We start from the raw sequence: 25,778 nt of genomic DNA on the forward strand, positions 1-25,778 counted from the left end.
GCGAGTTACGGATGCTGACCGCGCTGGTAAGCGCGCTGTCGTTGCTCATCCATGGCGGCCTCGGCCCGCTCCTTCTCGGCCTGGGCCTCCTTCTTCGCGGCTTCGCGCTGATCGCTCGCCTTGTCCTGCTGCGCTCGACCCTCGTCCCGCAAATCGTCGTTTCCGAAGACGGTGCCTGCGGCTTCCTTGACCCTTCCCTTGGCGTCCTCGACGACGCCTTCCAGGCCTTCGCGCGGGCCGCTCTTGTGATCGGACACGATAATGACCTCCGAAATATCGGTGTTCAGTTGGACATTCACCGCTTACCCGCCCGAATCGAACTCAATCAGCGCTCATCCGGAACCTTCCCGATTCTCGAGTCCGACCGCCGCCGCCAATTCGTCGCGTGCGCCCGGTAACGGAGAATCGTCCTCCGCCATTTCGCCCATCATCACCCACAGTGCGTCGGCGATGGCGTTGAGTTTTTGCTGTACCGCTTCATCGGCCCCGGTCTCGGTATTGTGGCGGCAGCGCTACCAGTAGAAACGTGATAATCGTCGTCACCGTGTCGATGACGAGCTGCCACGTGTCGACGGTCGGCAATATCAATCCGGTCGGTAACCAGAGCAGTACGTATCGGACATATTCCGACCTTCCCCGAGAACATGGGGAAACCATTCCTCTGCGGGGCGGATACCCCCGCTCCGGGCAGGCGAATCAGGCGTCCGGAGGCGGTGGATCTACCGAGTTGGCCACCCGACCGGTCGATCCGGGTGGCATTCTGGGCGTAGTGACATTCTGCTCAATCGTTCAGCACCGTTTCGGATCCCGTTCGTATCGACGAATCAGCGGAAAGGCGGAGGCAATGAGGCATGGTGGTCAGAAGTCTCGCGGTGGCACCGTGACCGGCGGGAACAACCTGGTCGTGACCGGCGTCCCGCACGAGCCGTTGTCCACGGGCAACGCGAAGGGGCTCTCGATGCCCCGGGTTGTTTCCCTCGCCCCGGCCGACCGCACGGGCGAGGCGGTGCCGATCCTGGCGTACGTCCCGATGAACTTCAACCAGGTCCTACATATCGGAGACCCCGTGATCACGCGGGACACCAAGCATGGCGCACATAAGGGGCTGCCGGAGGTCCACCGCCGGGTCGTACGTCGCAGGGGTCATGTGACGAGGTCGAGTACTGATCCGCAGTTGGCAAAAAGAATCCGCGCGTGGGCACGGGAACAGGGCCATGAACTTGCCGAGCGCGGGCGGATTCCCAGCCACATCGTAGAGGCCTACCGGTCAGCGGGCGGAAAGTAGTCCCGCCACAGGCGTAGGTCGCGTATGTCTGCGCGGAGCCTGGCACTATCGGTACCAGGACCGATTCGCCCGACCTTCGCTAGCGTTGATCCAGGGAACTCGGCCGGACTGATCAGCACAGCGGCCGCGCATCGGAGAGGATGGCGTCGACGGTTTGCTGCACCGTGAGATCCGAAGTGTCGAGCCAGGTTCCGAGGCGCGGGGTGGCGCGCAGTTCCGCGGTGAATCCGGGGGCGGCGGTGTTCGCGGCGAGCCGGTAGAGCATGTTCGCAAGCCGAGGCGGGGGCGCGCCATCGAATAATGCGCGGTGGCCACCTGTTTCGGCCCGTGCTGCGAGGGGTCGCGCCGGAGCGGGTGGCCGCTCAGTCCTTGGGGGCCTTGTCGATGTAGCGGTGCATCGCCCAGTTCATGGTGCGCATGGCCAGGTTGTAGGACGGCGGGAAGTAGCGCTGGGCCCAGTGGCCGACGCGGATGTCGGGTGAGGTGTAGACGAGGTAGCGGTTGCGTTCGACACCGCGCACGATCGAGGCCGCCGCCGCGTCCGGTGTCACCGCGTGGCGCATGAACAGCGCCATCGCCCGCTGCACCGCCACCGCGGACCGATCGACGCCCGCGATATCGACGCTGTCCACCATCGGTGTCGCCATCGCACCGGGACAGACCAGGCTGACCCCGATGCGGTGCCTGCGCAGATCGAAGCGCAGCACCTCCGACACACCGCGCAGGCCGAATTTGCCCGCGCTATAGGGCGCGTGCCACGGCAGGCCGAACAGTCCGGCCGCCGAGGACACGTTCACCAGATGCCCGCCGCGGCCCGCCTCGATCATCGGCGGCAGGAATTCCTCGATCACATGGATCGGGCCCATCAGATCGATATCGATGGTGCGGCGCCACTGGCTGTGCGTGAGCCGCTCGACGGTGCCCCAGGTGGCGATGCCCGCGACGTTCATGACGATATCGACGCTGCCGACTTCCGCGTGCGCCTTGGCGGCCAGGTCGACCACCGCGTCGTGATCGCTGATGTCGGCGGCTTGCGCGAGATGCACTGTCGCACCGGCTGCCTGGACCAGGTCGGCGGTCTCGCCGAGCCCGGCCTCGGCGATATCGGTGAGCACCACCGAGGCGCCCTTGGCGGCGACCGCGAGCGCGGTACTGCGGCCGAGCCCACTGGCCGCTCCGGTGATCAGAACGCGCTTACCGCCGAACTTCGTCATGCGACCGACCATAGACGAACAACGTTGTCTATAAAAGTCGGAACGGTCCGAGCGTGCGGCCTCACGCGGATTCGGTGGACACCACGATGGTGGTCCAGCCGCCGAGATGGATACGGTCGCCGTGCCGCAGCGGCACCGCGGACTCGGCGGGAATGAGTTCGTCGCTGCCGTTGAGGCTGGTGCCGTTGGTCGATCCGAGATCGGTGATGGTGAGCCCCTCCGAGGTCACCCGGAGCATCGCGTGCGCGCGCGAGACACCGGCGTCCGCCGGGGCGATGCCGAGATCGATATCGGGTGTCAGCCCCTGCGACACGCTGCGCTTGCCGATGAGGATCTCGCTGCCGTGCAACGCGATTCGCCGTTCCGGGTAGAAGGCGGGGAATTCGACCTGATCGGCGTCGGGCCCCTTGCGCGCCTGCACGCGCTCGAAGAACTCGCGATCGGCGGTGATGACGGCGACCCAGCCGGCCGCGGCGGGCGGCAGCGGTACCGATTCCACGATCGTCGCCGGTCCCTCCTGTGGTGCGGGCAGCGCCGAATCGTGGCCGCACACCTCACAGAACCGGCCCGCGCTCGGCGAACCGCACGAGGGGCACAGCGCGATCGGCGAGGTGGCCACCGGCACCGCGGCGGCGGAGGCGAGCCCGATCGAGGCGCCGCACACGTCGCAGTAGTCGGGCGTGCCCGATTCATGACCGTCCGGGCAGATAACCATCACCCCTCCTTGCGGACCCGCGCCGTTTTGGTCGATCTGGCGTCGAGCGCCATCTCGTCGGCGGCCTGCACCTGAGTACGCAACCGCACGGTGCCGTGCCGCTCGTCCACCTCGACCACGCCGCGCAGCAATTTCGCGGTGCTCTCGTTCCCGGAGGACGCGGCCAGTTCCACCGCGCGGCGCAGTTTGGCGGTCGCGGTGTCGACATCACCGTTCTTGCGCGCGGCCAGGCCCTCCTGCACGGCCTGGGCCAGCTCGGCCTGTCCGGTGTAGTGCGCCACGCGCCTGCTGATCCGGGCCGACAGCGCGGTGTCGTTGGTCCACACCGCCTTCACCAACCCCTGGCCGAGCACTTCCTCGCCTGCGACCACACTGATCCGGGCGGCCAGCTTCTCCCGGCCCGGCGGCGCCGGTTCGACGGCGACCTCCACATGGTAGTCGCGGTCCTCGGCACCCCACGCGCCGAGCGGGTACTCCCCCACCTGCGGCCCGGTATCGGTGCGCCGCGCGGTCAGATCCACGATGGTCGGCGCGACCTGTTTGACGAACCGGACGGTCGCGCCCGCTGGCGTCCACACCCGCAGCGTCAGCTCCGGAATGGCCTTGGCCATCGAGCCCTGCATCATCGCGGTGAAATCGGCGGCGAGCAGTGCCGGATCGGCGACGATATCCACGGTGCCGTGCAGCGCCGAGGCGATGGCGCGCAGCTCGTCGACCCGCCAGTCGGTGCCGACGCCGCGGCAGTCACAGGTGAAAAAGCCCTGGGATTGCGCGATTTCGGCGGCAAGCGCCTCGGGTTCCTCGTGCTCGTTCTTGCCGTCGGTGAGCAGGATGGCGTGCACCATGGCGCCGGGATGCTTCTGCGCCAGCTGCCTGGCCTGGCCGAGCCAGGTGCCCATCGCGGTGCCGCCGGTGGCGCGCAACTTCTCCAGTTTGCGCCTGGCCGCCGCCCGCGAATCGCGGTTGGCGGGCAGCGAGGGCACATCGGTGGGAAAGATCAACCGCGCCATGGCCGTACCCTCGACGATCGCGAACCTGGTGCCGTCGGGCAGCACGTCGAGCGCGGCGAGCACCGCCTTGCGCGCCTCGGGGAACTTGTGGCCGGTGCCCATCGACCCCGAGCAGTCCAGGATCAGGATCTCCAGGCGCTCTTGCGGTTTCGCGATCGGCACCAGCTCGGCGTCGGTCTCGATGGTCACCACGGCGTCGACCGTGCCCGCGCCCTCGGCCAGATACTCGTTCTGGTCGACCGCGACGGTGATGCCTTTGTCTGTCGCAGAGTTCATTGCACTTCTCCTGGCTCGGTAAACCATGGCACGGGGGCCAATGCGACGGTGATGTTGTCGCTGCCCCCGGAGCGGATGGCGAATTCGACGAGCTCGTGCGCGCCGAGCAGCGGTGTCGGCGCGGCCGCCATGGCGGCCAGCGCGGCGGCGTCGGGCTGGTAGTTCCACAGGCCGTCGCTGCACAGCAGCAACAGGCCGGGCCCTGCGGTGCGCAGGGTGCGCACGCAGGTGTCCGACCACGGTGTGGGCCCGGAATCCGCACCGAGCCAGCGGATCAGCGTATGCGCGCGCGGATCGTTCATCGCGGCCTGCTCGTCCATGGCGCCCGCGTCGACCAGCGCCTGCGCCCACGAGTCGTCCACCGAAAGCCGTTGCGACGGTGCGTTACCCGCGTGATCCGGTCCCGTTTGCAGCCAATAGGCCCTGCTGTCGCCGACATTGGCGACGGTGATCTGCACCGCGTCACCGTCGCCGCGCACGATGGCGCCGACGTAGGTGCACGACGGCGCCTGCCCGTCGGGGCCCGCGGTCTCGCGCACCGCCTGCGCCGCCGCCGCGAGCCCGGCCATCGCCGCCTCGTCGGCGGACATCCCCTCGGCGAGCGCGCCACGGCTCGCCTCGACACCGGCCCGCGCCGCCGCGCCGGAGGCCGCCTGGGGATCCTCCGAGGTGGACACCCCGTCGCAGACCGCGATCACCGTCGCGCCCTCCAGCACGATGGCGGCCACCGAATCCTCGTTGCGCGCGTGCGAGATCCCGCGATCGGTGACCACCGCGACCGCGCCGAGGTCGGCGGCGAAGCGGTCCGGCGCCGCGCGCAACTGCCCGCAGCCCACGCAGTACCCGTCCGCGTCGTAGCGCGACCCGCCACAGTTGTCACACGGGTGGGTCGGCCCGGAGTCGTTGTGCGGCAACGCGATGCGCGTGGCAGCGAGCTCGTGGCCACAGGCCTCGCAGAACCGGTCGGCGACCCCCACCGGTTCCGCGCAGCCCGAACAGCGGGCAGTCATAGCGTAGTCCTCGGCCGAATCGCGTTCGCCTGGTCCACCAGCGCGAATCGGGTCCACATATCGTCGGTTTCACGAGCGAGCTCGCGATAGCACCGTTCCAAGCCGAACCGCACTCCTTCTTGATCCAGGTTCGCGCCGAGCAACGGCGCGTCGTCCTCCGGGATACGCCCGGTGCGTAACCATTCCAGCGCGGCGTCGAGTACCCGCATGCGCACCGCGGCGTCGCGGCGTTTGGAGTCCAGCCGCAACCGCTCGACCCGGCCGCCGGTATCGCGCAGCACCGCCTCGGTGAGCTCGGCCGGCAAGCGGTCGGCCAGTTGGGTTTCCACCGCCGCGACGGCGGCCTCGGTGTACAGCGCCGAGGACGGGTCGACCTGATCGAGCACCGTGACCGCCCCCTCGCGATCGCCGCCGCCCAGGCGCAGCCTGGCCACGCCGAACGCGGCGGCGAGGAAGGTGTGATCGGTGCGCCACACGGTGTCGAAATAGCGGGTGGCGAGCCCGTTCTCGGCCGCGAGCTCGGCGACGGCGGCCAGCACCAGCTTGGGCGCCGACTCACCGGGCAGTGCGCTGTAGACCGCGTCGAAGTGGTCGTGCGCCGCCACGAAATCCGCGCCGAGCAACCGGGCCTGGCCGCGATACCAGGCCAGCCGCCAGTCGCCTGGCAGCGTGCCGGCGAGCTCGTCGAGCCTGCGGTCGGCGTCCTCGGCGTCGCCGATCTCGAGCGCCGCGCGGACCAGCCGCAGCGGGATCTCGGTCGAGGCGCCACGCCCGGTGACCACCGAACGCAACCCGGCCTCGAACGCGCTCTCCAGTTCGGCCGGCGTCCTTCCGTTCGTCGTTGCCAGCAGCGCGGCGCCGCTGTCGCTCGGATCGATCAGCGGAACCGGCAGTGCGGCAACGATATCCAGCGGTTCGACGGTGGCGGCGATGCCGACGCCGAACACCGCGCGCGGCGGCCCGAAGTAGACCGACATGCCCGGCCGCGGTGTGCCGTCGTCGGCGGCGAGTACCTCGCGCAGCACCCCGGTCAGCTGGTCGTGCATCTCCTCCATCGACCCGAACCGCGCCTCCGGATCGGCGTCGGTGGCGCGCCGCAGGAACCGGTGCAGCGAATCATGGACCGCGAGCAGCGGTTCGGTGTTCGGTGTCGGCAGCGCGCCGAAATGCCCGCCGTCCTGCGGCACGTTCATCAGCAGCACCGCGAGCGTGCGCCCCACCGTGTACACCTCGGTGGCCACCGTCGGCCCGGTCTCGGCGATCTCCGGCGCCTGATAGCCGATCGTGCCGTAGATGGGGCTGTCCTCGTCGGCCATATGGATGACCGCGCCGAGATCGATGAGCTTGAGCTGCTCCTCGGTCTGCATCACGTTGTCGGGCTTGAAATCACAGTAGGCGAGGCCGAGCGAATGTAGATAGCCGAGCGCGGGCAGCATCTCCAGCACATACGCGATGCCCTGGGCCACGGGCAGATACCCGCCGCCCGCGTCGCGGCGGGTGCGCAGGATCTGCTTGAGCGAGGTGCCGCCGACGTACTCCATGACGATGTAGCCGACCGGCACGCCGTCGGCGCCCGCGTGCTCGACGAAGTTGTGGATGTTGACGATGCTGGGATGTTTGACCTCGGTGAGGAAGCGCTTCTCCGCCATCGCGGCCAGCATGGCGTCGGCGTCGCCGGAGTTCAGCAGGCCCTTGAGCACCACCCAGCGATTGCCGAGGTTGCGGTCGGTGGCCAGGTAGATCCAGCCGAGCCCGCCGTGCGCCAGGCAGCCGACGACCTCGTACTGCCCGCCGACCAGGTCGCCCTCGACCAGCTTGGGCGTGAAGGAGAAGCGCGTGCCGCAGTTCGGGCAGAACCCCTCGGTGCGCCCCGGTGCGCCGTCGCGGCCGCGCCCGACCGGCTTCTCGCATTTACCGCAGAAGCGTTTGCCCTCGGCGACTTCGGGATTCGCCATGATCGCGGTGAGCGGGTTGATGCTCGGCAGGCTCGGGATGTCCACCATGCCCGCGCCGAGCCTGCCGCGCCTGCTCGACCGCGACGACGAGCGCCCGGTGCGCACCGAGCGGCTCGACGCGCGGCCGGTGCGTGCGCTCGCCGCCGTCAGCGGGCCTGGCGCGGTACCGCAGGTGTCGCAGTAGCCGTCGACCACCGTTCCGCCGCAGTCGAGTTCGGTACACCGCTGCGGCTCCGGCGCGGTCGGCCGCGCCTCGATCGCGGTGGCCTCGACCGTCGTCGCCTCGGCGGGCGCGGTGCCGCAGACCGTGCAGTAGCCGTCCTCGATCTGCCCGCCGCAGCCCGGTTCGTTGCAGATCATGGTCTCCTCCCCGACTTCTCCCCGATCAGCTGCTGATAGTCCGCCACCGCTCGGGTCACCGCGGCCAGATCGCACGGCACGCGCGAGAGCAGGCCGCTGGCGATCTGCTCGGCGGCCGCCACCTCGCGGTCCTCCACGATGCCGAGCCTGGCCGCCTTGGCCCGGTATGCGCGGAGCCTGCCGCGCAATTCGGTGCGCCGATCCAGCAGTCCCTGGGCCAGCTGTTCGTCGGCGGCCGCCACCGCGGTGGCCTCGGCGACGCGCCTGCGCAGCGTGCGCAGCTCGGCGGCGGAGCCTGGCGTGGCCGCCACCGTCTCCACCTGCTGGAGCAGTTCGCCGCTTTCGTCGGCGTGGCTGGGCAGCGGGCCGGAATGGATGGTGCGTTCGGCTTCGGCCTTCGCCTGCGCCGCGCGCTGCCAGGTGGCACGCAATACGTCGACGGCGGTCCTGGCCTCGGCGATGGCGGCGGGCCAATTCGCCGCCATGGCACCGAGTTCGGCGAGCAGCGCCGATTCGCGGCGCAGCTGTTCGGTGAGTGCGGCGATCCTGGCGTCGATCTCGGTGGCGCTCAATGCGAGCGGGTCGGTGGCCGAGCGGCTCAGCAGATCCGCGATGCCCGCGCCGATCACGCGCAGTTCCGGGGTGATACCGCCGCCCGCGCGGTCCACCTTGTCCTGCAGCGGCGCGAGTCCCGAGGTGACCCTGGTGTTGACCGCGTCGACCGCGTCGAGGAATTCGGCGATCTTCGGGAAGGTGTCGCGCATCCGGTCGAGGGTGTCGGCGAGACCGACGAACAGCACCATCTCGCTGGGACCGGTCAGCGAGCGCTGCGCCATCGGGATCGGCGTGCGCGACGCCTCGTAGGGGCGCCCGCGCAGCAGCCGGGTCAGCTCGGTGCGCTCGGCGTCGTCGAGCCGGGATCTGGTGCCGCGCAACGCGTGCGCGGAATCCAGGATCGACCGCATGCGGCCGAAGTCCTCCCACATCAGCGCCAGCGCGTCGCGCACGGGCAGCCAGCGGACCTCGGTGCTGCCCTGCGGCGGGAACCGGCGCATCAGCGTCAGGCCGGGATGTTTGTCCAGCTCGAGCAGAGTCGCGGTGACGCGGTCGATTTCGACCGCGCGTGCGGCCAATTCGCGATCGATCTCGATGAGGGTGAGCACCTGCATGGCCGTGCTCACCCGGTGTATTTCGGGACGGGCGGATTCGGCGGCGGGCCGAGATCGGCGAGCCGTTTGGTGTAGATGGCGCGCCAGGTGCCGTCCGCGCGCATCCGGTCGAGCACGCCGTTGACGAAGCGGACCAGATCGTCGGTGCCCTTCGGCACGCCGACCGCGTAGGCGCCGGTGCCGATGGTCTCGCCGACGATCTCCAGATTGCGGTCCTGAGCGACCAGCCCGACCAGGATCGGGTAGTCGGCGCTGATCGCGTCGACATGTCCCTGCTGCAGTGCGGCAAGGCAATCGGTCCAGTTCGACACGCCGAGCACCTTGGGGCGCTGCGGCAGCGTGAACAGCGGCGCCGGTGAGGTGGTGCCGTGCACCACGCACACCCGTTTGCCTGCCAGATCGGCGCCGCTGGCGATGCCGGAGTTGCGCACGGCCAGAATCTGTTGTGTCGCTTCGTAGTACACGCTGGAGAAGTCGACGCTCTTGCGCCGCTCACAGGTCGCGGAGAAGGTGCGCACGATCATATCGACCTGCTTGTTCTGCAGCGCGGGAATGCGTTCGCTCGCGGTGACCGAGCGCAATTCGACCTTGTTGGGGTCGCCGAACAGGTCGCGGGCGATCTCGCGCGCGACATCGATGTCGAAGCCCTCCAATTCACCGGTCGACGGATTGCGGAAGCCGAACAGGTAGGTGTTCTGGTCGACGCCGACGCGCACCCTGCCGTTGGCCACGATCGCCGCCATCGTCGAACCCGGCGGCATCGCACCGGGTTTCGGCTGCGCGCCGGGCCGCAGGCTGCCCTCGACATCGCAGGTGCCGCCGCCTTCGGCCTGCGGCGCCGTGGTGATCTCCCGGAAGTCCGGCGGCTGCGGATTCACCGGCGCCATCGGCTCGGTGCCCGGCACCTGGGTGGAACCGCACGCGGACAGCATGGCGGCCGTGCCGATCACCAGCGCGGCGAGGAGTCGCTTGGTCACAGGAACTCCTTCAGCCGCGGCCACACACCGGCGACGACGGCCGCCGCCGCGAAGACGAGCAGCGCAAGCGTGCCTGCCGGGCTCAGGAGCAGCGCGTGGCCCGCGGTCTCGGCCCCGGCCCGCAATTCGCCACGGGTCTGGGTGATTCCGGCGCGCAGCTGCTCGTCGAGTTTGGCGAATCGGCCCGCCGAACCGTCCTGCCCGGTGCCGGTGGCCTGTGCGACGGCCTCGGGGACCTTCGACGCCTGGTACAGCTCGACCTGGCGCTTGTGCCCCGCCACCCAGGCCGAATACGTCTCCACCGCGGTCGAATTGGCGGCGAAACCGGCTTGCAGGCGCACCCGCAGCTCGTTGGTGTGGTCGTTGAACTGGTTCTCGGCGTTGGTGATATCGCCGCGGGTGATCAGCGCGAGCGTTTCGTCGGCGCGGGCCTGCTGGGCCAGGATCCGGCTGCGGGCCATCGTTTCGAAGCGGGTGCTCGCCCCGGACGCACCGGTGGGCACGGCCGCGTTCGCCGCGAGTGTCGCGGTGAGTATCCACAGCAGCGCGAGCCCGGTCGCGCCCGCCGCGGCGGCGATACCGATGTTCACCCGCCGGTTTGTGCGCTGCCGTAGCTGATACGAGCCCACCGCGCAGGCGGCCAGGACCAGGCCGAGCAGGAGGTAGGTGAGCCGTGGCGGCTCGCCGATCGCGCGCTGTTCCTCGCGCACCGCGGCGAACCTGGCCTTGGTCAGCGCCTCGGCGTTGACCAGCAGCGACTGCTGCATCAGCGTCGACGCCTCGCGCAGGTACGCCGAGCCGACCGGGAAACCCTGCCGGTTGTTGGCGCGCGCCGTCTCCACCAGCCCGGTGTAGGCGGGCAGATCGGCGGCGATGCGCGCGACGATCTTGCGCGTCTGCTCGTCGCCCGCGCCCGCCGTCGCGGTGGCCAGCGCGCTGGCCGCGTCGGCGAGCGCCTGCTGGTAGCGCATCCGCACCTGCGGTGTTTCGATACCGCCGGACAGGAACGCGGTCGCGGCCGAGGCATCGGCCGCGGACAGCGCGACGTACAGGCTCTGCGCGGCATCGGCGAGCGGTTCGGTGCGCTCGAGCAGCGCGTCGCGCCGATGTTGCTTGTCGCTCAGCTGATTCGCACCGACGAACCCGGCGAGCAGGCACAGCGCGACCGTGGCCACGACGAGCCCGCTGAGCACACCCGGTGTGGTCCTGGCGAACCGCCGCATCCATTCCGCCGCTTGACGGATGGTTGCCGGTAGGCGAAATCCCACGCCGCCCCCCTTCGTCCAACCGGCCGGCGTCTCCGATCGCGATAGTACGTCAGCCGGTGCGAGCTTGTCGCCAACTGTCAATGAGGTGACGGGCGCGGTCATTACCGCGCGCGTGCCGCATCCGTAGCGTCGCTGATCACGGGGGTTTCTGCGGTGTCACAGGAGGATTCAGTGACAGATCGGCGTCGATTTGCCCGTGGTGTTATCGCGGTGGGGCTCGCCATGGCGCTCGGCGCCGCGGGCGCGAGTGTCGCACCCGCGGGCGCGCAACCACTACCCGCGCCGCAGCCGCCCGATCCCGCCTATCCGTTCACCGAGATACTGCAGGTGCTGACCGGGCCGATGCAAGAGGCCATGACGCCGGGCATGCTGGATTACTTTGTCCGGGCGGGCATTCTGACCAACCTGGGCAAACTGACCAAGCCGTTCGAGGACTTGACGAAACCGGAGACCTACAACGCCCCCGACGCCCAGCGCAGGCAACTCGAAGCGGCACAGAAGATCTGGGATGCGATCACCCATGTCGCGCCGTTCGGCGCCGGATTTCCGCCGCACCCGTATTACACGCCGGATTGGAACAACAACGGCCGCTTCGGCATCGCCGATCTCGACGACGCGATGGTCGACGACGACTACGACGATCCCGCGGTGCAGGAGGGAAAATTCCGCTATCCGTGCCTGACCCCGAGCGCGACGGTGCTGTACGAGACGGCCGACGGCGGTTGTGCCGCAGGCGATTCGGCGGCCACGTTCAAACTCGGCACGGTGCGCAAGTTCCGCGTGGTCAATTCCCGCGGCATCCGCCTGTCGGGCAAGGTCTACTTCCCGGAGGGCGCCGAGGAGGCCACCGAGAAGTATCCGGTGACGATCGGGATGCCCGGCGCCTCCGAATCCCAGAACGATGTCGCCATGTACGCGCAGTCCAGCGTGCGCAACGGTTTCGTGGCGTTCACCTTCGCCCAGGCGGGCCAGCCGGGATCGGAAGGCAATGCGCTGGACCTGATCTCACCGCTGTTCAGCGTCGAGCACTGTTTCGCGCCGGGTTCCTGCCGCGACGCTCAGGATGTGGTGCGCTGGGTCGCGGGTGAGGACGTGCTCCCGGTGTTCGATCTGGCCAACGAGGTCGCCACCGTACTGCAACTCGGCAATCCCCGTCTGGTGCGCGCCAATCCGCTCTACGCCCCCGTCGGCGCGAATATGCGCAACCCGTGGCTGGACCGGCTCGACCTGGCGCACCTCAACCTGTGGGGTCAGTCGGTCGGCTCCATCGGCATGACCTCATATCTGAACTGGCAGGCCAAGGGCCACGGCATCGATGGGCGGCCGCTGCCACGGGTGAGCTCGGTGGTGGGTATGTCGGGGTTCACCCAGGTGCCCGCGTCGGCGCCGCTACAGGTGCAGACGGCGGACTTCGACATTCCCGGCATCTGGGCCACCGGATTCTGGCCGACGGAGAACCCGATCATCGACGCCACCGACGGGCCGATCGGCACCAAGGAGCTCTACGACAAGATCCGCCGCGATCCGCGCAGCACCAGCCCGGCGCAGTTCATCACGTATGAGGGTGGCAGCCACGGCGATTCGATCAACTGGCTCGGTGTGCCGCGCAACGCCAAGACGGCGAATCTGTCGGTGTACTACGCGATGAACTGGTTCAAGTGCTACGGGCGCGCCGACGCCGATCAAGGCGCCTGCGACGCGCTGGCGCGGCCGATGGACGGCTTGTCGCGAGCCGTCCCGACCGAGTACTCACCCGACGGCCCGGGTGGACCGAGCCTGTGCGTGACCATCCCGGACCGGGCGACGCTGGAGCAGGCCATTCTGCGGCCGCAGATCTTCATCCAGAACAACTGGGGTCCCGCGTTCTACGACTGCACACCGCAGGGGTGAGGATGACAACTGAACAATGGCGCGCCGCGGGTGCGGCAGCCGTGCTGGTGGCGGGCTTGGCGATCGGCGGTGTCGGAAATGTATCCGCCGCTCCCCCAACGGGTTCGGGTTCCGGTTCGGCGGGACCGAACCCCCTGTTCGAGGAATCGGTCCAATATCCTTCCGGCGGACTCGGTCCCGGCGTCGGGTCGCAGACCATGGCGGTGGGCGATCTCGACGGCGACGGGAATGTCGATGTCGCCTCGACCGGGCTGGTCGACGGCGTGGCCATCCTGCGCGGTGACGGAACAGGTCGGCTCGATCGAATCGCGTTCTACCACACCGAGGTCGGGGCGAACGCGGTCGCCGCCGCCGACCTGCGCGGCACCGGATCCCTCGACCTGGTGGTGACGAATTTCCTGAGCGTGACGGTGCTGTTCAACGACGGGCACGGCAACTTCACCGTCGATCGCACCTACTCGATGGACTTCAACCCCAACGTCACCCGCCGCACCGGCGGCATACCGTTCGGCGCGGCGCTGGCCGACTACAACCACGACGGACGGCCCGACCTGGCATTCAACAACCTGGTTCCGATTCCGGGCGCCATCGCCATCATGGACAACGACGGTGCGGGGCATTTCGCCGCGCCGCGCTGGATTCCGGCGGGTATCGGCCGATCGACCGTGCTGGCAGGCGATCTCAACGGTGACGGCTGGCCGGACCTGGTCACCGGTGATCTCGGCACCCTCGGCTTCTGGGCGGTGCTCAACGACCGCCGCGGTGGCTTCGAGGTGCCGCGCTGGAATCTGCTACCACTGCCCGACGAAGACCTGAAACTCGACGATGTCGACGGCGACGGCAACCTCGACGTGGTGTCGGCCAATATCGCCGCATTCAGCTTCTCGGTCCAATATGGCAACGGGCGGGGCAACTTCGGGGCGCCACAGATCACCTTCGGCGCGATCGCGCCGTGTGCGGTCGCCGTCGCCGATTTCGACGGCGACGGCCGCAAGGATATCGCCGCACTGCAATACCTGCCGTCGACCGCGATGATCTACCGCAACAACGGCGACCGCACCTTCACCTACCTCGAACAGCACACCATCGGGCTCGGCCCGCAGGCGGCGGAAGTCGCCGAACTGCGACGGGATCGCCAGCCGTCGCTGGTGAGCATGAGCAGTCTCTCCCAGGACGTCGCCGTGCTGGTCAATCGCGTACCCAAGGGAGACCAATGATCAAGCCGATCCTCGGAGCGCTCGCCCTCGGTGGTTCGTTCGCGGCGACGACCTGCGCGGCGACGCCCGCCCATGCCGTCGAGCCGGTGCTGAGCTGGGCCACCAGCTTCGGCGGAACCAGCCTCACCCACTTCACCGCAGTGCCTGCGGGCGCGCTCTTCGACGGCGACATCGTGACCGTCCAGCCCGCCCTCCAACCCGGGGTAATCGGCGTGCTCGGCGATGCCATCCCGTTCGACAACACCTGCGCCACCGCACGTTTCCTGTTCTATCCGAAGGACGGCGGCGCGCCCGAGATCGTGCCGGTCGGCACCGCGTGCGGCGCGCCGTCGATCTATTTCGTGACCGCACGCAGGCAGGCCGGTGACTACGCGGAGGTCTGCGGCGAGGTCGACGTGGCCCCGCACAAGACAACCACCTGCTTCCGCTTTCCCAACGACTGACGAACGGCGCGAGCTATGAATCACCGCTTCCTGACCGGCCTCGTCGGCTTGGCGTTCCTCGGCATCGCCGGTGCCGCACCGGTTTCCGCGCAGCCGACCGCACCGCCGATCCTGCCGCCGATCACCTTCACCCTCGGCCTCGGCGGTATCGACTTCAAACACACCAACCTGCAACCGGCCGGTGTCACCTTCGACGGCGCGTTCTGGAATGTGAACCCGGAGTGGCGCATTCTCACCATCGGCTGGCTGGCCGATCTCGGGCTGCTCGACACCGCGTGCGCGACCGGCGCCATCGTCTTCGACACCGTCGACGGCGCGGCGGAAGTGCATCAGCTGGCCGGGCAGTGCGCCAACGGCTACATCTACGGTTTCCTTTCCGAGTTGCCCGCCAGGGAATACCGCCAGGTATGTGCGAGCACCGCGATGCAGGGCGATGGCGGTCAGCGGTCCTGTTTCCGGTTCATCAACCAGCGCCCGCCAACGCCGCGGACCGAGGAGCCGGGCACGGCCAGCGGGGGTATCGATGGGTGATGGCGAATCACCCACGGCCGAGCCCGCGTTCGACTTCGACTGGCTCGTCGTCGGGTCCGGCTTCGGCGGCAGCGTCGCCGCACTGCGGTTGAGCGAGAAGGGGTATCGGGTCGGCGTACTCGAGGCGGGCCGGCGCTTCGCCGACACCGATTTCGCCGAGCGCGCATCGCAGGTGCGCAGGTACTACTTCCTGCCGGGGCTCGGCATGAAGGGGATCTTCCGGCCGACGCTGTTCAAGGATGTCTTCGTGGTGACCGGCGCGGGCGTCGGTGGCGGATCGCTCACCTACGCGAACACGCTGTATCGGGCCAGGCCGGAATTCGCGGCCAACCCGCAGTGGGCCGAGCTCGGCGACTGGGCCGCCGAACTGGCACCGCACTACGACACCGCCGAGCGGATGCTCGGCGTCACCACCTACGACGAGGACGGCGCCGCCGATTCTCTCTTGCACGAGTACGCCTTCGAACACGGCTTCGCCGATACCTACGCCCGTAGCCGGGTCGGGGTCTTCCTCGGCGAACCGGGAAAGACGGTGCCCGACCCGTACTTCGGCGGCGCCGGACCCGATCGCGCGGGCTGTATCCGCTGCGGCAGTTGCCTGCTCGGGTGCAGGCACAACGCGAAGAACACCCTCGTCAAGAACTACCTGTGGTTCGCCGAACGCCAGGGTGCGCGAATCATGCCGGAACGCACCGTCACCGACATCAGGCCGCTGGGCGCGAGCGACGGCCGCGACGGCTACCGCGTCACGACCGTCCGTACCGGCCGCTGGGTGCGCCGCGAACGCCAGACGCTGACCGCGCGCGCCGTCGTGGTCGCCGGTGGCGCGCTCGGCACCAACCGGCTCCTGTTGCGCTGCAAGCTCGCCGGTTCACTGCCCGCGCTGTCCGGGCGCCTCGGCGAATCGGTGCGCACCAACAGCGAATCCATTCTGGCCGTCACCGCACCCGACGACAGCTACGATTTCGCCAGCGGCCTGGCGCTGACCTCCGGCGCCGAACCTGCCGCCGACACCCATATTCAGCCGGTCACCTATGGAACCAACGGCGATCTGATGTCGCTGTTGACGACGCTGGCCACCCCGCGCGGCGGCCGCCGCACCCGCCCATTCTTCTTTGCCGCCCATGCCATCCGGCATCCGTTGCGCTTCGGCAGGGCGAGCCGAATCCGGCACGCGTCGCGGCGTTCCATGCTGCTGACCACCATGCAGACCGTCGACAACGCGATCGCACTGCACGTGAAATTCCGCCTGCCGACCGGCTATCCGGTCCTGACCACCCGTCAGGACCCGGATCACCCTATCCCACACCTCATTCCGGCGGGCTATGCTGCGGCCGAGTGGATAGCGGGACAGATCGGCGGTGTCGTGCAAGCCGCCGTACCCGAAGCGGTATTCGCGATTCCGACCACCGCGCACCTCCTCGGTGGCGCGTCGATCGGCGGCACGCCAGCGGCCGGTGTCGTGAACGCCAGGCACGAGGTGTTCGGCTACACCGGCCTGCTGGTCTGCGACGGCGCGGCCATCCCGGCCAATGTCGGCGTCAACCCGAGCCTGACCATCACCGCGATGGCCGAACGCGCGATGAGCTTCATCGATCCGAAACCCGGTGCGCGCGTGGCGACACCGATCGCGTTCAGCGCGGGCTGAACGAATAGCGGTGCAGCTTTGCGCGGTTCGCCCGCCGCCACAGCCCCACCACCACGAGGACGACGATACCGAGGATCGGTCCGGCGATGCCCAGACAGATCGCGATGACGAACCAGCGGAATTCCCCGCGCATATCACCGCGCCCGACGGCGAGGGTGACGCCGGCGCGGCCCTCGACGGTGACGATGTGGTTGCCCGGCTGAGTCACCTGGATGGTCCGTTCGGCGCGGCCCTCGTAGCCGCCGCTGTGGTAGCTGTCGTGCTCGTCGACCGGTGCAAGCGGCAGGACCGTCCCGTCCCACGTGGTGATCCGCACGACGACGGTCGACGGTGGCGGCGCACCCTCGGCAGCCCCTGGATATTCGTAGTAGAGGGTGTAGGCGCCCGCGCGATCGAACCGCATCGTGCGCTGGCTCGGCACCGGTGTCCGTTGCAGGTCGAAGATTTCGTTCACCGCCTGGAACGCGCTCAGCACGCCGAGCGCCACGCCGCCGACGAGGCCGAACGCGATCAACAGCGCGCCGAACCCGTACCACCAGCCCGAGGGCTTGACGCGTTGCGGCGGAACCCGGCCCGGCGGGTACGACGCAGGCGGGAAGGGTGGTTGGTGCATGGTGGAGCCCCCTCGTTACCGGCCTGCCCACAGCGCGGGCGCAGCGCAACGATACGTGCCTGCGCACGAGAGCGACAGCTGCCGGTCCACTCACAGGACACCCGCGCGCGGGCACAGGCGGTGCCTAGGACAGGTGCCGCGTCACGAATTCGGTGAGGGCGGCGGCCATGGGCTCCGGTTTGCCGTTGTTCTGCCGCTCGGCGCCCAGCGTGGAGTCCGCGTGGGTATAGCCGTGGATGTAGACGGTGTCGGCCGGTAGTGCGCCTACCGCGCCCGCGGGTAGCAGCGGCCAGCTCTCGGTGCCGAACACGGTGAGAATGGGGCGATTACGCGCTTCGGCGTCGTAGCGCAGCGGCGCGAGGTCGCCGGTCCTGACCCCGGTGTGCGCGGCCTGCAGATCGATGCTCAGCCGGGCGGTGAAGTACGGGTCGACGAAACCCATACCGTCACCCGGGGCGGCAGCCATCGCCCGCGCCAGATCGCGAATGCTCACCACCGCGGAATCCGCTGGGGCGTACGGGACGTCGGCGAGATCGTCGTAGTCGTGCCAGCCGTAGACCGCGTGCTTGTCGGTCGGCGCGACCCGGGGGCCGGGGCCCGTGACGATCCGCGCCAGCGGCCCGAGCGGTGTGTTCGCGACCGCGGAATCGCGCCACGGGAATTCCTTCTCCGCGACCGGCCCACCCGCCGGTGCGCCGATACTGAATTGCAGCGGGCTGAAACTGAAGGTGTGCTCGCTGGTCAGCATGCCGAGCAGCCCCTCATCGGTGAAGCGGTACTCACGCAATGCGTCTGCGCCGGTGAGGAACTCGTCGTAGGTGGCCGCGAACGCGCCCCGGGTGGCGATCTCGTTCTGCCAGGTCGCGACGATACGTGCGGCCAGGCCGGATTCCTCGTCGGGCCGGTGCCATGCGGCGGAACCGAGCACGGCGAGCAACGCCATGAACTGTGGTTCGACGAAGGGAATGCCGCTGAAGCTCACCGGTACGCCGCCGGAACGCAATCCGGCCACGGCGAGCTCGTAGGGCAGCCCGCCGAGGATCGGCGCCGTGGCCGCGAGCGCCGGAACCGACTGCAGGCCGAGCACATCCGCGTTGATCAGCGACTCCAGCGCGAAGAATCCCGCGCACTGCCGATAACCGGCCCGCTGCGGTCCGCCGCCGAAATCCCATGCGGCGAAGGCACCGACGATGAGCCCACCGTCGGAGGGTCCACCGCAGAACGTCTTCCGTGCGCGGAATTCGGGATCGGGCAGTTCGCGCAGCAACACCGTGTGGATGTCGGCGACATTGCGGGCCAACCCGATCTCGGCGAGGTAGCGCAGTTCGGAATTCGGCCGGAAGCCGCCGAACCGGCGGCCTTCGATCTCCTTGTCGCCGAAGTAGTAGTCGAAAGCCACCCGGCCGTCGCGTGCCCGATCGGCGGCCGCGATGCCGGAATAGTCGAACGCGCAGGTGCTCCGGCGCGGCTGGGTCCACCATTCGACATGGGTGCCGCGCGCGGCCAGCTGGTGAATGGTGTTGCGCGCCAGCGGTTCCATCGAGGTGGCGCCGAAGAAGGCCGCGGTCTGCGCGAGCAGCACGCCGTCGGCGGATTGTGGATCGTCCGCGCCGCCGGCCGACCGGTAGCGCAGGTATTCGATCTCGTCGCAGGCCGGTGGATGCGGTGGGCTTCCCGGGGGCAGCTGGTCCGCGAGCCGCACCCGGCTCACGACGATATCGCCGTCGGTGGCGATCACCGTCTCGGTGCGCGCCGCCGGGTGCTCTGCGTGCGCGGCAACGGGTAGCGCGGTCACGCCGAGCAGCACCGCACAGCACCAGCGCAGGCGTCGAATCATGAGGTGGCTTTGCCGAACGCCGCCGACATCCACGGCAGGAATTTCGCCAGCTGTCTACGGTAGTCGAGCCAGGTGTGCTGGCCGCAACCACCGAAGTCCGCGGTGTGGCGCACCTGAGCGCGGTTCAGTGCCTGCGCGAAGCTCTGCGCGGAGTAGGCGGGGAATGGTTCGGACGGGAAGATCCGGCTGGCCACGTCGACGAGCGCCTCGCCGGGCTCGACCGGCAGCGGCGCGACCAGATCGCCGATCTGACACGGGATGCCGTTTCCGGCGGACACGTAGACCGCCGAATCACCGAGCTGCGCCGCCAGATCCGCGGGATTGCGCCGTGCCCAGGCCGTTTCGTCGGTCGGCGCGCCGAACAACCCTTGCCCCAGCGGATTACCGCACTCCCCCGCGATGGCGGCCAGAAATGCGGTGGCGCCCACTCGACCTGCCGTCCCCAGCCCTAACGACAGGTCGAGCGGCGCCGACATCGCACCCGCGATGCCGAGCACCTCGGGATGCCGGGCCGCGAGGTACATCGCGGAGATGCCCGACGAATTCACCCCGGCCACCGCGCGATCGCGGCGATCGGCGACAGTCCGGTATTTCGCGTCCACCGCGGGGACGAGCCCGTCGATCATGCGCGATTCGTCCCGGCAGCGGCCGTTGGCGGAATCGACGACCAGTCCCGAGGTAGGCATGCGCGGCATCACCACGATGGTGTCCTCCGTGCCGGCCAGCTCCGCGACGTGGGCGTCGTCCAGCCAGGAGGTCTCGGTGCCGCGATACGGATGCAGCAGGTAGAGAACGGGATAGCGGCGTTCGGCCGAGCTGTCGTAGCCGGTGGGCAGCAACACGGTCGCGGGCACATCGGCCAGCAGCTCGGCCCGTACCCGCGGACCGTGTGCGGCGATCGAGGCGCCGGTGTCCCCCGACGACATGGGTGTGCCGGCGGCCAGCGACATCGCTACCGCACCGACGACTACGGCGGTGCGCGAAATGCGGTGCAGCGGCATGGAATCCCCCTCGGACACAGGCGACCTCGACTCGATGACGGTATGTCCCGGACGGTCGGCGAGACCACGTCCCGAGCCGCCGACTGATTGACCCGATCCGCCACCTCACGGCCGTGCCGTGGCGGAATCGGTCAATGTTCAGACCGGAATCGGCCTGGTCGCAGGGTCGACGTGCTCACTAACGTCTGTCTGATCCGGACGGCGTGGTCGGCCGCGCCCGCCTGAGCGAAGGACGACGATGAAACTCAAGCCTGATGTCGCGGCAGGCACGGACGCCGCACCGCACTGGCGGGCCGCGGATACCGAGCGGATCACCGCACTCGGCGCGTTCCGGCGCACCGAGACCGGCACCTGGCTGGTGGCCAGGTTCGGCGGCTTCCTCGGCGGCGGGCGCCGGATCAAGGTGCTCGAGGTGATGGGCCGCAGCGGCGGACTGTTCTGGGGTTACGCGCCGCTCGGGCTGCGCGTCGTCCCCGGCAGCGCGCTGTCGCGGGTCGATTGCGAGCTGGCGACCCTGCGCACCGCGTGGGACGTGGGTGCCCGCTACGAATGGCATCATCACGTGTATGCCGCACGCTTCAGCGGGCTTTCACTGGAGACGGTGCAGCGGGTGGCCGAGGGACCCGAGGCGCAGGGGTGGACGCCGCATCAGCGGTGGCTGCTGCGCGCAGTCGACGAACTGCACGCCGATCGGATGATCGGTGACGAAACCTGGGACGGCCTGTCGGAATGCCTGTCCGATGCCCAGCGCGCGGATCTGTGCATGCTGGTCGGCCACTACGAGATGCTGGCCATGCTGCTGAAAAGCCATGGGGTGGAACCGGAACCGGCGATGTGGCGGCGCGGCCCGTTCCGCTGGGTGCGCGACGCGGAGACCGGCGACGGCATCATGCCGGGCTGGGTGCCCGCGTTCAACAAGGTGGTCACCAATCGGGTGGCGGGCGTCACCGCGGGAAAGGTGCCGCCGTACACGGTGATTCACCACGTCGGCCGTCGATCCGGGCGGAGCTACCGCGTTCCGGTGGTCGGTGTCCACACCGCGGGGATGCTGATGATCCCGCTGGCCTATGGCGACAGGGCCGATTGGGTGCGCAATGTGCTCGCCGCGGGCGGCGCCGAGGCCACATACCGCAGGCGGACCAGGAAGGCGATCAATCCGCGGATCGTCGACGCGGCGGGCGCCGAGCACCTGCCCGGTGTGGCACGGCTGCTCACCAGGCTGGTCAAGGTGCTCGTGCTGGATATCGCCGAAGACAACGGAGGAACGCCCGCGTGAGACAGCGCGTATTGGTCGCTGTGGCGGCGACATTCACCTTCACCTCGGCCGTCGCGGCCGTTGCGCACGCCGAACCGGGCCGCACCGAGCGCGTCGTCGAGAACTGGGGCGGCATCGAGGTCAGGGAGATCGTGCTCGACAGCCCGATGCTGCCCGCCGCGGGACCACAACCACCGGAGTGTCAGCGGCTCAGCTATTTGCGCTATCGGATGACCGACGGCCCGGAGGATCCGCAGCGGGCCGACGCGGTGCTGGTGATGCAGCCCGGCGCGGTCGGCGCGGCCTACTCGCTGGATCGGGTCGCCAGGAACACCCTGGGACAGTTGGCGACACAGGGCAAGAAGGCCGAGTGGTGGTCGATCAACCGGCGCGGGGTCTGCCAGCAGGACGATACCGGCCTGGCCGCCGCCGCGGCGGCCGGTGACTACCGGATCGCGCTCGACTACTACTACAACAACAGGGACATCGACGGCCGCCGCTTCGGCGGCTGGCGCGGCCTGCTCGGCGACAGGCGCAGCGCCGACTTCGGCCTCGCCCAAACGGTGCGCGACCAGTACGAGCTGATGACACGGGAACTGCCGGACCGCGAGTTCCGTGCCTCGAAGACGCTGTGCGGCGGGCATTCCCACGGCGGACTGATGGTCGGCGTCTTCGGCGCATGGGATTTCACCGGCGATCCGGCCGACGCGGGCTACAACCAGTGCGCGGGCTGGGTCGCCATCGATACCCTCGTCACCGCCGACCCGGTCGGGCTCGAGGTCGATCCGATCCTCAAATCCCTTGCCGCGGCGGCGGGACCACTCCCCTATGCCGCCACCACCGCACTGCTGAAGGCCGGTCTAGCGCCGAACGATGCCGCGCTGCTGCCGTTCTTCAATCCGAAATCGGTGCAGTCGCTGTCCATCGCGGGACTCGCCGCGAACTTCGCGCCGCGGGACGAGACGGAACTGACCAGGCAACTGCCCTTGGATTGGCAGCTGGGCAGCACCTTTCGCGGGATGGCCACCAATTATCAGGACTTCCTCACCGGCCAGAACGGCCCGCTGAGCTACCGGTATACGAATCAGGCACTACTCGGCGAGATCATCGACGACAACTCGATGACCGCGGGCCTGTACCAGTTCAGCGTCGGCACCCTCGACGGCGGACCGGTGACCGAGCGCGTCTTCCCGGTGCCGGGCGATACCGCCGACACGTCGCCGCTCGGACCGCTGATCGGTTTCGAACTCGGCCACGGCAAGCGCGTCGCGCCCACCGACCACGGCGCGCTCTACGACTGGGCGGACTATCGCCGGACGCCGGACACCTTCTACACCAGCAGATCTCGCGAGGTCGTCGACATCGCCGACCTCGCGCGGATCCTGAGCAGCGGGCTACCGTTCACCGAAACCTATTTCCCGACCCGGTTCGTCTACGACACCTTCTTCGCACTGGCGGGCACCCGCAGCGACGATCTGGCGCCGATCCGGTACGAGGCCGAGGTGATGCGCAAGCCGATGCTCACCCTCAACGGTGACAAGAGCGTGGTGAAGGACATGCTCGACATCCGCGAGATCGCCGCGAAAGTCTTTACCGGAGCACCGAATATCGAGCGGGTGATGATCCCGAACTACACCCACCTCGACATGATCCTCGGCGCCGCGACACAGAACGACGGCAGACCGGATCAGGTCGGTGTGTCCATCGCCGACTTCACCACGCGCACCATTCGCTGATCACCTGGCAGGGGCGAACGCCATCGGCCGCGAGACCGGCGGCGGCACCTCGGGGCGCGGTCCGCGCGGCCCGACCGGGACGGCGAGCACCTCCCGCGCCCATCGGCCGGTGCAGACGCGGGCGACGACGAAGGCCGCGATCGTCATGCCCGCGATGGTCATCCAGCTGTGGGTGGCGGGGGCGTGGAAGGCGGCCGCCGAGCGCAACGCATCGTGCTGGCTGGCGATGATCGAACCGATCACCGCGACGCCCAGCGACTGACCGACCTGTCGTGAGGTGGTCGCCAAGCTCGCGGCGACCCCGGCCTGCGCCTGCGGCAATCCGGCCACCGCCGTCGCGGTGATGGGGGTATTGATCAGGCCGATCCCCGCACCGAAGAGGGCATAGCCGATCAGCAGGGTGAGGGTGCCGCTGCTGTCGAAGGTGACACCGAGGATCACCGCAGCAACGGTGGCCAGCAGCGCACCGGTGGTGAGCGCCGTCCGCGCGCCGCGCGCCGCGACCATTCGGCCCGACAGCGGCCCGAAGACGCACAGCGCGGCCGCCATCGGCAGCAGCTCGAGACCGGCATGCAGCGGCCGGTCTCCCCGAATCTCCTGCAGGTAAAAGGTATTCAGGAACAGGAACCCGCCCATCGCGGCGTACGCGAGGACCGAGATGGCCAGCGCGCCACTGAACAGCGGGGATCGAAAGGCGCGCACATCGATGAGCGGTTGCGCATGCCGCGGTTCGTACCACAGCAGCGCGGCCAGGCTCAGCGCCGCACCGGCAAAACAGCCGACGGTTACCGGCGAATCCCAACCGCGGTGCGGCCCTTCGATAATCGCGAACACCAGCAGACCGAGCACGCCGGCCACGAGCAGCTGCCCGACGGGGTCGAACGCGCGCGGTGTCCGCGATTTCGAATCCGGTACCAGCAGCGCGGTGAGCGCGAGCGCCACGAGCGCGATCGGCACATTGATCCAGAACACCGCCTCCCAGCCGACGGCATCGACGAGAAAACCGCCGACGACGGGCCCCGCCGCCATGCTGATGCCGATCGCGCCGCTCCATACGCCGATGGCCCTGACCCGCTGCCCTGGATCGGTGAAGGCCGTCGCGATGATCGCCATCGCCACCGGGTTCATCATCGAACCGCCGACCGCCTGCACCATGCGGAAGCCGACCAGCACGCCGAGCGAGGGCGCGAGACTGCATGCCAGCGATCCGACAGCGAATACCGCGAGACCGAGTTGGAAGACGGGCTTCCTGCCGATCCGGTCGGCCAGCGAACCGGAAAAGGTCAGCAGGCACGCGAGCACCACGGTGTACGCGTCGATCGTCCATTGCGCTCCCGCTACCGAAGTGTGCAGCTCACGACTGATAGCCGGGAGCGCGACATTGAGTGCGGTGGTGTCTAGATTCGCCATCACCACTGCCGTGCAGCAGATGGCGAGGATCACGAGTCGTCGACGGCTTGTCAGCTCGCCGGACTTGGCACGCACAGTGGATGGCACGCCAGCATCCTTGCAGCATTCGACGCATTTGCCCGGTAGCCGACGGTTGTGTCCCGACCTATCGGCTATCCAGATATCGGCTTGGCGCCCGCGACCACCTGCGCGGCCCCGGCGAAATCCTGCACCAGCCCGCCGACCCCGCGGCGGCGCAGCGCGTCGGTGATCTCGTGCCTGCCGAAGATCGTGACACCGGCCAGCGATGCCGCGAACCGCTCGGCGGGCCGCAGCGCCGCCACGGCATTGGCGCAGCTGGTCAGGACGGCGAGCCGCCCGCCGGGTGCGAGCACCCGCACCATCTCGTCGAGCGCGCGAAAGGGATCGGGCATGAGAAACAGCGCGGTGAAACAACTGACCGCATCGAAGCGCCCCTCCGGGAACGGCAGCGCCTGCGCGTCGGCACGCACGTACCCGATGTTCTCCCGCGCGCCGACCCGCACCGCACGCCCCAGCATCGTCGGCGAAATATCCAGCCCGACAACAAGACCCGCCGGTCCGACCCGGTCGGCGATCGCGGTGGTGAAATTACCAGGCCCACAGCCGATATCGAGCACGGTGGCGCCGACCCGCGGATCGAACCGCCGCATCAGCCTGGCACGCTCGGGCTTGGGCTCGAACAGCCCGCGCGGCCCCGCCGCCAGCCTGCCCGCCACCGGCCGCCACGCGTTGTACACCTTCGGATACAGCCTGCCTTCCATCACGCTCTGCCCGAGTGCCCGCGACCGTGGCGCGTCACGCCCGAGCAGATCGAGGTAGCCCGCCGACACATCGACCAGATCGGGCACCCTAGCCGGATCGAACAGTGCCGTCACCCGATCGAGGGATATTCCCCTCGCGGTACCTGCTGTCATGGGGTGGTCCTCCTCGACCAGAA

Annotated in this window: 24 protein-coding genes; 8 read left to right on the forward strand and 16 right to left on the reverse strand. The window is 69.0% G+C overall.

What is annotated here, in order from left to right; all coding sequences use genetic code 11:
- Nucleotides 1-5 precede the first annotated feature (5 nt).
- Entirely contained in the window at nt 6-257 is a 252-nt protein-coding gene (locus tag ACIG5A_RS05785; RefSeq protein ID WP_397238826.1) for a CsbD family protein, read from the reverse strand.
- A gap of 220 nt (nt 258-477) precedes the next feature.
- Complete coding sequence (locus ACIG5A_RS05790; protein ID WP_397238130.1) at nt 478-657, reverse strand: low affinity iron permease family protein; 180 nt, start codon at nt 655-657, stop codon at nt 478-480.
- A gap of 223 nt (nt 658-880) precedes the next feature.
- Here ACIG5A_RS05790 and ACIG5A_RS05795 point away from each other — a divergent pair, with 223 nt between their 5' ends.
- Nucleotides 881-1,285: a histone-like nucleoid-structuring protein Lsr2 gene (locus ACIG5A_RS05795; RefSeq protein WP_397238132.1), complete on the forward strand. Its 405-nt coding sequence runs from the start codon at nt 881-883 to the stop codon at nt 1,283-1,285.
- A 112-nt stretch (nt 1,286-1,397) separates the two neighbouring features.
- Here ACIG5A_RS05795 and ACIG5A_RS05800 read toward each other — a convergent pair whose 3' ends face one another.
- The 9 genes from ACIG5A_RS05800 to ACIG5A_RS05840 form a co-directional block, all read right to left on the reverse strand.
- A complete protein-coding gene (locus tag ACIG5A_RS05800) occupies nt 1,398-1,550 on the reverse strand; it encodes a hypothetical protein (RefSeq protein ID WP_397238134.1) in 153 nt (50 codons plus the stop codon).
- 97 nt (nt 1,551-1,647) lie between these two features.
- The gene (locus ACIG5A_RS05805) at nt 1,648-2,499 is read right to left on the reverse strand and encodes an SDR family oxidoreductase (protein ID WP_397238136.1); all 852 of its coding nucleotides are present in this window, start codon (nt 2,497-2,499) and stop codon (nt 1,648-1,650) included.
- 61 nt (nt 2,500-2,560) lie between these two features.
- Nucleotides 2,561-3,214 carry an FHA domain-containing protein gene (locus ACIG5A_RS05810; RefSeq protein WP_397238138.1) on the reverse strand — a complete coding sequence of 218 codons (654 nt, stop codon included), beginning with the start codon at nt 3,212-3,214 and terminating at the stop codon, nt 2,561-2,563.
- A complete protein-coding gene (locus ACIG5A_RS05815; protein WP_397238140.1) occupies nt 3,214-4,500 on the reverse strand; it encodes a VWA domain-containing protein in 1,287 nt (428 codons plus the stop codon). The genes ACIG5A_RS05810 and ACIG5A_RS05815 overlap by 1 nt, the downstream gene beginning before the upstream one ends.
- Nucleotides 4,497-5,510: a PP2C family protein-serine/threonine phosphatase gene (locus ACIG5A_RS05820; protein ID WP_397238142.1), complete on the reverse strand. Its 1,014-nt coding sequence runs from the start codon at nt 5,508-5,510 to the stop codon at nt 4,497-4,499. Before ACIG5A_RS05820 ends, ACIG5A_RS05815 begins: the two co-directional genes overlap by 4 nt.
- Nucleotides 5,507-7,825: a tetratricopeptide repeat protein gene (locus ACIG5A_RS05825; protein WP_397238144.1), complete on the reverse strand. Its 2,319-nt coding sequence runs from the start codon at nt 7,823-7,825 to the stop codon at nt 5,507-5,509. Before ACIG5A_RS05825 ends, ACIG5A_RS05820 begins: the two co-directional genes overlap by 4 nt.
- Nucleotides 7,822-9,006 (reverse strand): hypothetical protein, encoded by a 1,185-nt coding sequence (locus ACIG5A_RS05830; RefSeq protein ID WP_397238146.1) that lies wholly within the window; start codon nt 9,004-9,006, stop codon nt 7,822-7,824. Before ACIG5A_RS05830 ends, ACIG5A_RS05825 begins: the two co-directional genes overlap by 4 nt.
- Nucleotides 9,003-9,971, reverse strand: coding sequence for a glutamate ABC transporter substrate-binding protein (locus ACIG5A_RS05835; RefSeq protein ID WP_397238148.1), 969 nt, complete (start codon nt 9,969-9,971; stop codon nt 9,003-9,005). Before ACIG5A_RS05835 ends, ACIG5A_RS05830 begins: the two co-directional genes overlap by 4 nt.
- The gene (locus ACIG5A_RS05840; protein WP_397238150.1) at nt 9,968-11,239 is read right to left on the reverse strand and encodes a hypothetical protein; all 1,272 of its coding nucleotides are present in this window, start codon (nt 11,237-11,239) and stop codon (nt 9,968-9,970) included. The genes ACIG5A_RS05835 and ACIG5A_RS05840 overlap by 4 nt, the downstream gene beginning before the upstream one ends.
- 171 nt (nt 11,240-11,410) lie before the next feature.
- Between ACIG5A_RS05840 and ACIG5A_RS05845 the strand changes: the two genes are divergently transcribed.
- The 5 genes from ACIG5A_RS05845 to ACIG5A_RS05865 are packed head-to-tail and all read left to right on the forward strand — an operon-like array spanning nt 11,411 to nt 16,968.
- Nucleotides 11,411-13,129 carry a hypothetical protein gene (locus ACIG5A_RS05845; RefSeq protein ID WP_397238152.1) on the forward strand — a complete coding sequence of 573 codons (1,719 nt, stop codon included), beginning with the start codon at nt 11,411-11,413 and terminating at the stop codon, nt 13,127-13,129.
- A gap of 2 nt (nt 13,130-13,131) precedes the next feature.
- Nucleotides 13,132-14,346: an FG-GAP repeat domain-containing protein gene (locus ACIG5A_RS05850; protein WP_397238154.1), complete on the forward strand. Its 1,215-nt coding sequence runs from the start codon at nt 13,132-13,134 to the stop codon at nt 14,344-14,346.
- Nucleotides 14,343-14,789 carry a hypothetical protein gene (locus tag ACIG5A_RS05855; protein WP_397238156.1) on the forward strand — a complete coding sequence of 149 codons (447 nt, stop codon included), beginning with the start codon at nt 14,343-14,345 and terminating at the stop codon, nt 14,787-14,789. The genes ACIG5A_RS05850 and ACIG5A_RS05855 overlap by 4 nt, the downstream gene beginning before the upstream one ends.
- 15 nt (nt 14,790-14,804) lie before the next feature.
- The gene (locus ACIG5A_RS05860; protein WP_397238158.1) at nt 14,805-15,320 is read left to right on the forward strand and encodes a hypothetical protein; all 516 of its coding nucleotides are present in this window, start codon (nt 14,805-14,807) and stop codon (nt 15,318-15,320) included.
- Nucleotides 15,313-16,968 carry an FAD-dependent oxidoreductase gene (locus ACIG5A_RS05865; protein WP_397238160.1) on the forward strand — a complete coding sequence of 552 codons (1,656 nt, stop codon included), beginning with the start codon at nt 15,313-15,315 and terminating at the stop codon, nt 16,966-16,968. Before ACIG5A_RS05860 ends, ACIG5A_RS05865 begins: the two co-directional genes overlap by 8 nt.
- Here ACIG5A_RS05865 and ACIG5A_RS05870 read toward each other — a convergent pair.
- From ACIG5A_RS05870 to ACIG5A_RS05880, 3 genes are all read right to left on the reverse strand, one after another.
- On the reverse strand, nt 16,955-17,581 hold the full coding sequence (locus ACIG5A_RS05870) for a hypothetical protein (RefSeq protein WP_397238162.1): 627 nt from the start codon (nt 17,579-17,581) through the stop codon (nt 16,955-16,957). The two genes, ACIG5A_RS05865 and ACIG5A_RS05870, sit on opposite strands and share 14 nt — an antisense overlap.
- 124 nt (nt 17,582-17,705) lie before the next feature.
- Nucleotides 17,706-19,418 carry a hypothetical protein gene (locus ACIG5A_RS05875; protein ID WP_397238164.1) on the reverse strand — a complete coding sequence of 571 codons (1,713 nt, stop codon included), beginning with the start codon at nt 19,416-19,418 and terminating at the stop codon, nt 17,706-17,708.
- Nucleotides 19,415-20,419 (reverse strand): alpha/beta hydrolase, encoded by a 1,005-nt coding sequence (locus ACIG5A_RS05880; protein WP_397238166.1) that lies wholly within the window; start codon nt 20,417-20,419, stop codon nt 19,415-19,417. The genes ACIG5A_RS05875 and ACIG5A_RS05880 overlap by 4 nt, the downstream gene beginning before the upstream one ends.
- Nucleotides 20,420-20,657: 238 nt before the next feature.
- Here ACIG5A_RS05880 and ACIG5A_RS05885 point away from each other — a divergent pair, with 238 nt between their 5' ends.
- Together ACIG5A_RS05885 and ACIG5A_RS05890 are read left to right on the forward strand one after the other, a co-directional pair.
- Complete coding sequence (locus ACIG5A_RS05885; protein WP_397238168.1) at nt 20,658-21,695, forward strand: nitroreductase family deazaflavin-dependent oxidoreductase; 1,038 nt, start codon at nt 20,658-20,660, stop codon at nt 21,693-21,695.
- Nucleotides 21,692-23,410 carry a hypothetical protein gene (locus ACIG5A_RS05890; RefSeq protein WP_397238170.1) on the forward strand — a complete coding sequence of 573 codons (1,719 nt, stop codon included), beginning with the start codon at nt 21,692-21,694 and terminating at the stop codon, nt 23,408-23,410. Before ACIG5A_RS05885 ends, ACIG5A_RS05890 begins: the two co-directional genes overlap by 4 nt.
- Here the strand turns inward: ACIG5A_RS05890 and ACIG5A_RS05895 are convergent, their stop codons facing one another.
- Both ACIG5A_RS05895 and ACIG5A_RS05900 read right to left on the reverse strand, forming a co-directional pair.
- The gene (locus ACIG5A_RS05895; RefSeq protein ID WP_397238172.1) at nt 23,411-24,907 is read right to left on the reverse strand and encodes an MFS transporter; all 1,497 of its coding nucleotides are present in this window, start codon (nt 24,905-24,907) and stop codon (nt 23,411-23,413) included. It lies immediately after the preceding gene.
- Nucleotides 24,908-24,972: 65 nt separating this feature from the next.
- Nucleotides 24,973-25,755: a methyltransferase domain-containing protein gene (locus tag ACIG5A_RS05900; protein ID WP_397238174.1), complete on the reverse strand. Its 783-nt coding sequence runs from the start codon at nt 25,753-25,755 to the stop codon at nt 24,973-24,975.
- Between the last annotated feature and the right edge of the window lie 23 nt (nt 25,756-25,778).

It is taken from the genome of Nocardia sp. NPDC052566 (assembly GCF_044547285.1).
Classification (GTDB): domain Bacteria; phylum Actinomycetota; class Actinomycetes; order Mycobacteriales; family Mycobacteriaceae; genus Nocardia.